Source organism: Acidovorax sp. HMWF018, assembly GCF_003061035.1.
GTDB lineage: Bacteria > Pseudomonadota > Gammaproteobacteria > Burkholderiales > Burkholderiaceae_C > Acidovorax > Acidovorax delafieldii.
The window spans coordinates 1-2,110 of the sequence record NZ_QAIM01000392.1 but is presented as its reverse complement, the minus strand read 5'-3'; the positions used below and the strand labels follow the sequence as shown (position 1 = coordinate 2,110).

At 67.7% G+C, this 2,110-nt stretch carries 2 protein-coding genes; one reads left to right on the top strand and one right to left on the bottom strand.

Going from position 1 to position 2,110, the window contains the following annotated elements:
- Window positions 1–1,840: GspE/PulE family protein (locus DBR23_RS15605; protein ID WP_233250483.1), on the top strand; the 1,840-nt coding region annotated here is incomplete at its 5' end.
- Between the two features lie 40 nt (window positions 1,841–1,880).
- On the opposite strand, the gene DBR23_RS30770 is transcribed toward DBR23_RS15605, so the two are convergent.
- On the bottom strand, window positions 1,881–2,110 hold a 230-nt coding region (locus tag DBR23_RS30770), incomplete at its 5' end, for a hypothetical protein (RefSeq protein WP_233250482.1).

Here is a 2,110-nt window from a genome sequence, read left to right as displayed (position 1 = left end):
GTGGCGTCAGATCTCCACCCCCCACCCCACGGTGGGCAAGGCCCGGCACCTGGGCGAGGCGCTGGTCCACGCGGGGCTGCTGTCCACGCCGGACCTGGCAGAAGGCCTGCAGGCGCAGCAGGAGGAGCGCGGCAATGGCGTGCAGCGGCCCATCGGCCAGATCCTGGTGGACCGGGGGGCACTCACCCAGGACCAGTTGCGCAGCGTGATTGCCACCTGGCTGGGTGAATACACCGTGCACCCCGGCGACATCACGCCCGAAGCGCCGGCCCTGGCACTCATCCCCCGTGCCGTGGCCGAGCGCGAATCCGTGCTGCCCCTGATCGCACGCGAGGACGCGCTGGTGCTGCTGATGGCGGACCCCTGGGACCGCGTGCTGATCGACGAGATCCGCTTTCTGACCCAGCGGCGGCTGATCCCGCTGCGCGCAGCGCCCGGCACGCTGATGCCCGCCATCCACAAGGCCTACCGCACCCGCCCTGCCGACGCGGGCGGCGCGGCAGCAGGCGCACGCGCCACCTCGCAGGAGTTGCTGACCAACCTGGCCACTGCGTCGCCAGACGCAGACACCGAGCAGGCCGACGTGATCAGCGAGTCGGACAACACCCTGGTGCGGCTCATCAATTCGGTGATTGACGAAGCCATCAGCCACCGTGCGTCGGACATCCACATCGAGACCGAGCCCGCCCCGCACAACGTGCGCGTGCGCCTGCGCATCGATGGCGACCTGGTGCCTTACCTGGAGCTGCCCGCGCGCTACCGCTTTGCGATGGTGGCACGCATCAAGATCATGGCCAGCATGGACATCTCTGAGCACCGCAAACCGCAGGACGGCAAGATCGACTTTGCCCGCTTTGGCGGCCCGCCGGTGGAGCTGCGGGTGGTCACGGTGCCCACCTCGCGCGGACTGGAGGACGTGGTGCTGCGCTTGCTGGCAGGCGCCAAGCCCCTGCCGCTGGAGAACATCGGCCTGAGCCAGCCCAACCTGCTGGCGCTGCGCGCGGTGGTGCAAAAAAGCTATGGCCTGGTGCTGGTGTGTGGCCCCACGGGCTGCGGCAAGACGACCACGCTGCACTCGGTGGTGCGCGACATCAACACCGCAGGCCGCAAGATCTGGACGGCCGAAGACCCCATCGAGATCACGCAGGAGGGCCTGCGCCAGGTGCAGGTGAACCCACGCATCGGCTGGACCTTTGCCGCCGCCATGCGCACCTTTTTGCGCGCTGATCCGGACGTGATCATGATCGGCGAGATGCGCGACGAGGAGACGGCGCGCATCGCCATCGAGGCCTCGCTCACCGGGCACCTGGTGCTGTCCACCCTGCACACCAACTCCGCGCCCGAGAGTATTGCGCGCCTGCTCGAAATTGGCCTCGACCCCTTCAACTTCTCGGACTCGCTGCTGGCCATCCTGGCGCAGCGCCTGGTGCGGCGCCTGTGCACCGCCTGCCGCGAGCCGCGTGTGGCCGACGACGACATGCTGGCGGGCCTGGCGTCGCAGTACCTGGAGAGTGGCACCCACAACACCGCCGAGGCGCGCCAGGCGCAGATCGGACGCTGGCGCCAGCAATACGGCGGCGCCCAGGGCGAGCTGCGGATGTGGCGCCCTGTAGGCTGCGCCAAATGCGAAGGCCACGGCTACCACGGTCGCCTGGGTATCCACGAGCTGATGATGAGTGACGAAGCCATTCGCCAGCACATCCGCCACCGGGCCCCGGCTTCGGACATCCGACACTCTGCGCTCACCGCCGGCATGCTCACCCTGCGCCAGGACGGCATCGAAAAGGTGTTGCAGGGCCTGACCGACATGAGCGAAGTGGTGGCGGCGACCAACCTGTAGTCTTCAGCCCCGGCAGTCACCCACAAGCCCCCAAAAACCGTCAACAATTGTCAAAACCACCCATCTCGCGGCAATTTTCCGTTGGACGGCAGTCGGTTTTCCTGCTTTCACGGGCATAGTCAAGCCGTGCCAGCTGCCGCACCTGGAGCCATTCCAGGTCACCGGCGCGCTGGCTGGATGTGAAAGTGGTGACGATGTTGTTCCGATTCCTGGCTGCCCTGCGGGCCCGCACAGACGCCACCCTGGTGGCCCTGCTCGGACCTTTGAGCC